Origin of the sequence: Streptomyces sp. NPDC059900 (assembly GCF_050270335.1) — a bacterium.
Lineage (GTDB): Bacteria > Actinomycetota > Actinomycetes > Streptomycetales > Streptomycetaceae > Streptomyces.
In genome coordinates this window covers 1-6,015 of the sequence record NZ_JBNNJZ010000502.1, presented here as the reverse complement: position 1 = coordinate 6,015, position 6,015 = coordinate 1, and the positions used below count along the sequence as shown (strand labels likewise).

Sequence of the window (6,015 nt, the reverse complement as noted above, 5' to 3'; positions counted from 1 at the left end):
CTGCGGGCACGCTCACCGGTTCGCCGTCCGGCCCGCCGGCCTGGATCCGCAACAGGTCCAGGTCGGCCAGGCCTTGCGTACAGGCCCGTAGCAAGTCCCCTTCAGCGTAGGGGAGGTCAGGTCGGTCGTCAGTTGCAGCCGTCGGAAGCGGGCGCGGCACAGCGCCGGACGGGTGCGCCTCGACCCGCAGATTCACCTCGGCCTGTCCGTGCGCCGCCAGCTCCACCGACCAGACGAGGCGGCACTCGGTGCTGTCGGTCTCGGCCGCCGCTTCGTCCGGTGCGGGGGTGGCGACGACCGACGTACGGGAGTGCCAGTCGCCGCGCCGGTAGGCGAACTCGACGCCGCGCGGCGTCATGTCGACGGTACGGGCTGCGTCCGGCTTCGGGTAGGTGCGGTGGTCGGAGCGCAGCTCGAACTGGTCGGCGAAGTCCGCGTCGACCCGCAGTGCGAGGCGGGCGGTCATCGCTTCCGGTCGGTTGCTGACGATCCGCAGCCGCTCGGTGAAAACACCCGCGTCGACGGCCTGTTCACGGAAGACGGTGTAGGCGGGCGGTTCGTCGCGGGTGCCCGCCGGGGTGAGCACACAGGTGGCGCGCGGCCCTTCGGACGCCCCGGCCAGGACAGCCGGGGCCGTCCCGTCGACGGTCAGCTGCCAGCGGCTGAGGTGGCGGGCGTCGCGCAGGAAGAGGCCGTCCGGTGACGCGCCCGCGCTGCCGTTGATCGCGCCGTCGGAGCCGAGTGAGACGAAGGTGCCGTCGCGTACGAGCAGAACCCGGTCGGAGGCCGTCATTCGGCGCTCTCCTTGCTGTGCGGAGGCCGGGACAGGTCCAGGGCGAGCGCGGCGGTCCAGGCGAAGTCGCGGGTGCCGCGGCCCTCGCCGGTGTACGGGTCGACGTACTCGGCGAAGCCCGATGCGCCCGCGGCGGAGAGGAAGGCGGCGCGCAGCCGGTCGGCCTGCTCGGCGGCGCCGTGGTGACGCAGGCCCCGCTCGACGAGCCAGGCCGTGTTGAACCAGGCGGGTCCGCGCCAGTAGCGGGAGCGGTCGAAGGCGTGGCCTGCCAGGTCGTAACTGGGCACCAGGGCGGTGGCGTCGGTGCGGAAGTGCCTGCTGTCGAGCGTGGTGAGGAGGCTGTCGGTGACCTGGGCGGGAAGGCCCGGCACGATCAGCGGGATCAGGCCCGACACGCTGCGTTCGGGGATCAGTTCGCCGCCCACCAGGTCCCGGACGAGGAACATGCCCGCCGCCGGGTCCCACAGCCGTTCGACCAGGGTTTCGGTCAGGGCCGCTGCCCGCTCGTGGTGCTCGGCGGGATCGGCGCCCACGGCACTGGCGATCCTGGCGAGCGCGTGCTCGCCGGCGATCAGCAGGGCGTTGACGCCGGGATCCTCGACGGCGAAGGCGTGCGTTCCGGCGCGGTCGGCATATCCGGAGTCGCGGTAGTCGACGGCCAGGCGGACGTAACGCCCGTAGTCGAGGTCGGTGGGGCGGTCGGCGGCGGCGCCGTGGTCGAGGTCGGCGCGGCGGAACGATCCGGGCGCGGCGGGCTCGACGCGCGCGAGGGGCGCTTCCCAGCACGGGCTGTTGTCCATGCCCGGCTCCCAGGGGTGGACCATCGCGGCGAGCCCTTGTCCGCCCAGATCACGCCGGGAAGTGAGGTAGCGGTGCCAGGCGGCAAGGCGCGGGTAGACCCGGGCGAGGAAGCCGCGGCGGGCGGACTCGGCGGGGTCGGCCTCGTGCACCAGCCAGGCGGCCAGGGCGTGCACGGGAGGCTGCACGATGCCCGATGTCTCGGGTGCCCGCGGGGCGCCGGCGGCGTGTCCTGCCCGCGAGGACTGCCAGAAGTCGGGGCTGGGGAAGTAGGCGTCCAGAGGCACCGACGGGTTGAAGACGATGTGCGGGATGCGTCCGTCGTCCCACTGGGCGCCCAGCAGTGTCTCCAGCTCCCGCTGGGCGCGGCGCACGGACAGGTGGCGCAGGCCGATGGCGATGAAGGCCGAGTCCCAGCTCCACTGGTGCGGGTAGAGCGTGCGCGAGGGCACGGTGGCGCCGCCGGTCCAGTTGCCGAGCAGCACGCGGGCCGCGCCGCGCCGCAGTCCCGCGCCGCCGGGATCGGTGGTGGGGCCTGCGCCGGGCCCCACCACGGTGTCGCCGAGAAGGGCTGTCATGCTCCGGCACCCCGCAGGAAGCCCGGGATGGAGCGGACGGCGTCCACGGGGTCGCCGGTGAGCCGGCATTCGGCGGCGAGGTAGCCGTCGTAGGAGATGGCGTGCAGGGCGGAGAGCCAGGCCTGCCAGTCGAGGTGTCCGGCGCCGGGCTGGAAGCGGTTGGAGTCCGAGACCTGGGCGTGGCCGATGTAGTCGGCGTACTTGAGGATCGAGGCGGCGGGGTCCGCCTCCTCGATGTTCATGTGGTAGCTGTCGATGCCGATCTTCACGGAGTCCAGGCCCACGGCGGAGAGCAGGTCGGCGGCCTGTTCGAGGCGGTTGACCATGTGGTCCTCGTAGCGGTTGAGGGGCTCCAGGTAGAGCTGGACCCCTTGCTTCCTGGCGTGCTCGCCCAGCTCCGTGAGGCCGCTGAGCAGGACCTCGCGGTCCTCGTCGGCGCTGCGCGGGGCCTCGAAGGGGGGCAGCCGACTGGAGAACATGCCGTACGACGCGGGGGTCTGCGCGCCCCGGCCGCCGATCTCTGCGATCACGGTGAGCTGGGACTTCATCTGCTCGATGGCGTCACGGCGCAGGTCGGGGTCGAAGGCGCCGAAGAAGTGCAGCATCTCGACGCAGACGGTGGGCATGACGACGCCGTCGGCGAGGGCCTGCTTCAGCTCGGGAAGCCGGGACGCGAAGTGCAGGTCTCCCTTGGCGCGCAGCTCGATGGCGTCGTATCCGGCGGCCTGCGCGAACTCCCACTTCTGCTGAAGGGTGTCGCCCGGGAGCAGTTGTTCCTGTGCGGCGGTCTTGAACACGGGGGCCTCTCAGAATTCCAGGACGACCTGAAGAGCGTCCGCGGGGCGCTCGTCAAGAAGGACATACGCGTCGGCCGCCTCGGCGACCGGGACGACATGACTGACCAGGGACTCGACGTCGACCCGGCCTTCGGCGACGAGCCGCAGGAAGGTCCGCTGGAGGCGTTCGACGCTCCAGCGGTGGGACAGCTGCGGGGGCACGCCGCCGATCTGGGAGCAGATCAACTGGGCGCGGTTGTGGTGGAATTCGTCGCCGAGCCGCAATCCGATGCCGTCTCCCTGGTAGAAGCCGGAGGCCACCACACGGCCGCCCACGGTGACACAGCGCAGCGCCTCCTGGAGGGCGGGGTGGACGCCGCTGATCTCGATGGCGACATCGGCGCCCGCTCCGGCGGTGGCCTCGCGGATCTGCTCGGCGACCGCGTCGGTGCGGGCGTTGAGGGTGCTGTGGGCGCCGTACTGCTTCGCCGTGTCGAGGCGTCCGTCGATGGCGTCGACCGCGGTGACGCGGGCGCCGTTGAGCTGGGCGAGCCGCGTGGTGATCAGGCCGATGACGCCCTGCCCGAAGACGGCGACGTCCTCGCCCAGGTGGATGTCGGCGGACAGGACCGCGTTGTAGGCGATGGCGCCGACGCGGGCGAAGGACCCGGCCAGCGGTGCGAGACCGGCGGGCAGGGTGTGGCCCGCCATGCGTTCGGCGGGCACGATGCCCTCGCTGCGGTGGCCCCAGATGCCCCACACCAGGTCTCCGACGGCGGGTATGGCAGGCGTGCCGACCAGTTCGGGGGAGACCTCGGTGACCTCGCCGACCTCGGAGTAGCCCCAGCCCACGACGGGGTATTCGATCCCGGCGGCGCCGTCGCGGAACAGCCGGGCCCCGGGGTCCCAGGTGCGGGTCAGATACGGGTTGGTGCCCCGGTAGGCGGTGAGTTCGGTGCCGGCGGAGATGCCCGAGTAGAGGGTGCGGACCCGCAGATGTCCGGCGGGCAGCGGGGCACTTGCGTGCTCGGCCACCTCGACCTGACGGGGGCCGGTGAATTGGACGACGCGTTCCACGAAAAGGCTCCGAGGGCTCGGGAGTGTGGTGAGAGCTGGGATCCGGGGCACCGCAGGGCGCCGCGACCACCGGATACGTCGAGACTATCTCGAACTTATGTCTTGTCAACAAGCAAAAGAGGTGCTGAGATGTGTGCCCAGTAGACATAAGTCGGCGAGTCGATGAGGACTGAACATGCGCATGAGGACCCGCCGATCGAGCGGCCGATCGAAGGCGATCGCCTCGGGTCTCGCGGCGGCACTGGGAATGGCGGCACTGGCCGGCTGCGCCGGTAACAGCCAGAGCGGACCGGCCAAGGCCGACAAGCACATCACCGTGTGGTCGCAGGAGAACCTGACCCCGCGCGTGGACGCCACCGAGAAGATCATCGACCGCTTCGAGAAGAAGACCGGCATCAAGGTCGACCTGGTCGGCGTGGACGAGGCCCAGATGCCTCAGCTGATCATGTCGGCCGCCGCCTCCGGCAAGCTCCCGGACGTCATCGGCGCGGCCCCGATGGGCCAGACCTGGCAGATGTACAGCAACGGCCTGCTCAACACCGACATCCCCCGCCAGATCGTCAAGAAGCTCGGCCGCTCCACGTTCAACGCCAACGCCCTCGACCTCACCTCCGACGGCGCCACCCGCCTCGGTGTCCCCTCCGACGCCTGGCTCCAGCTCCTCGCCTACCGCAAGGACCAGCTCGAGCAGGCGGACCTGCCGGCCCCCGACACCTACAAGAGCCTGCTCAAGGCCGCCGAGGACCTGACCACCAAGGGCCGCGACGGCATCTCCGCCGCCACCGACCCCAGCGACGTCTTCACCCAGCAGAGCTTCGAAGGCCTGGCCCTGGCCAACGACTGCCAGCTGGTCGACGACAAGCGGCAGGTCGACCTCGGCTCACCGCAGTGCGCCACCGCCTTCAAGACGTACGCCACCCTCGCGGACAAGTACGGTCCGCCCGGCACCCAGACCGTGGACTCCACCCGCGCCACCTACTTCGCGGGCAAGTCGTCCATGGTCATCTGGTCGTCCTTCCTCCTCGACGAACTTGCGGGACTGCGCAAGGACGCCCTGCCCAGCTGCGCCGAGTGCCGCAAGGACCGCAAGTTCCTGGCCGACAACACCGGCATCACCACCGCGCTCGGCGGTCCTGCGGGCAAGAAGCCCGCCCAGTTCGGCGAGATCACCTCCTGGGTCACCACCAAGACCGCGGAGAGCGACGCATCGCGCCAGTTCATCGAGTACATGATGGGCGCAGGCTACGAGGACTGGTTCGGCATGGCCCCCGAAGGCAAGATCCCGGTCCGCGGCGGCACCGCGGACGACCCCGGCAAGTACCTGGACGCCTGGCGTTCCAGCGACATCGGCGTCGACCGCCGCGAGCCCATGAACGAGGCCTTCTCCGACAAGCTCCTGGACCAGCTCGCCGACGGCGTCAGCAACATGCGCCGCTGGGGCATCAGCCAGGGCGAGGGAGCCCTCGTCGGCGCGACCAACGGCGAACTGCCCGTGCCCAAGGCCATCGGCTCCATGACCAGCGGCCAGAGCTCCCCGCAAGAAGCGGCACGCGAGGCACGCGACGAAGTGGCCGCCCTGCAGAAATCCCTCCGCTAGCCGCCGCCCCCACCGACAGCCGCCCCCAGCCGGCGGCCCGCACCCAGGCACACCGAGGTACTGACCCATGAGCACTGCCCAGAGCGGCGCGACGAAGCGCCGCACCGCAGCCAGCACCCCCGAGCCGCCACCGGCCGGCGGGCAGCCGGAGCGCAAGAAGTCCCGCCCGCCGAGCGCCACGGGCCGCGAGAACCGCGCCGGACTCGCCTTCGTCACCCCCACCTTCGTGGTCGTGCTCGTCGTCGTGATCCTGCCGATCCTGTGGACGGTGCTGCTCGCCTTCCAGAACGCCAAGCTCGTCGACATCCAGGACATGGGCCTGCTCGGCAACTGGACCCTGGACAACTTCGCCCAGGTCTTCGGCTCGGCCGGATTCTGGTCCAGCCTCTCCACGAC

Annotated in this window: 5 protein-coding genes and 1 pseudogene; 2 read left to right on the top strand and 4 right to left on the bottom strand. The window is 71.0% G+C overall.

The genetic code is table 11. The features are described 5' to 3' along the window. The 4 genes from ACQKIP_RS37365 to ACQKIP_RS37350 all read right to left on the bottom strand — a co-directional run. A partial coding sequence (locus ACQKIP_RS37365) for a glycogen debranching N-terminal domain-containing protein (protein WP_427745156.1) occupies positions 1-793 on the bottom strand: 793 nt, incomplete at its 3' end. After that, positions 790-2,169 (bottom strand): MGH1-like glycoside hydrolase domain-containing protein, encoded by a 1,380-nt coding sequence (locus tag ACQKIP_RS37360; RefSeq protein ID WP_365856100.1) that lies wholly within the window; start codon positions 2,167-2,169, stop codon positions 790-792. The genes ACQKIP_RS37360 and ACQKIP_RS37365, both read right to left, overlap by 4 nt. After that, a complete protein-coding gene (locus ACQKIP_RS37355) occupies positions 2,166-2,966 on the bottom strand; it encodes a sugar phosphate isomerase/epimerase family protein (RefSeq protein WP_365856102.1) in 801 nt (266 codons plus the stop codon). The genes ACQKIP_RS37360 and ACQKIP_RS37355 overlap by 4 nt, the downstream gene beginning before the upstream one ends. A gap of 9 nt (positions 2,967-2,975) precedes the next feature. Beyond that, on the bottom strand, positions 2,976-4,022 hold the full coding sequence (locus tag ACQKIP_RS37350) for a zinc-dependent alcohol dehydrogenase (protein WP_365856104.1): 1,047 nt from the start codon (positions 4,020-4,022) through the stop codon (positions 2,976-2,978). Positions 4,023-4,197: 175 nt separating this feature from the next. On the opposite strand from ACQKIP_RS37350, the gene ACQKIP_RS37345 reads away from it, so the two are divergent. Together ACQKIP_RS37345 and ACQKIP_RS37340 are read left to right on the top strand one after the other, a co-directional pair. Continuing rightward, on the top strand, positions 4,198-5,619 hold the full coding sequence (locus ACQKIP_RS37345; RefSeq protein ID WP_365856106.1) for an ABC transporter substrate-binding protein: 1,422 nt from the start codon (positions 4,198-4,200) through the stop codon (positions 5,617-5,619). Between the two features lie 67 nt (positions 5,620-5,686). After that, positions 5,687-6,015 (top strand): annotated as a pseudogene (locus ACQKIP_RS37340) (sugar ABC transporter permease); the annotation flags it as partial.

What these genes read in the sequence shown, in the direction of transcription:
- ACQKIP_RS37360 (WP_365856100.1), bottom strand. Translation starts at nt 2,169, where the DNA reads ATGACAGCCCTTCTCGGCGACACCGTGGTGGGGCCCGGCGCAGGCCCC.
- ACQKIP_RS37345 (WP_365856106.1), top strand. Translation starts at nt 4,198, where the DNA reads ATGCGCATGAGGACCCGCCGATCGAGCGGCCGATCGAAGGCGATCGCC.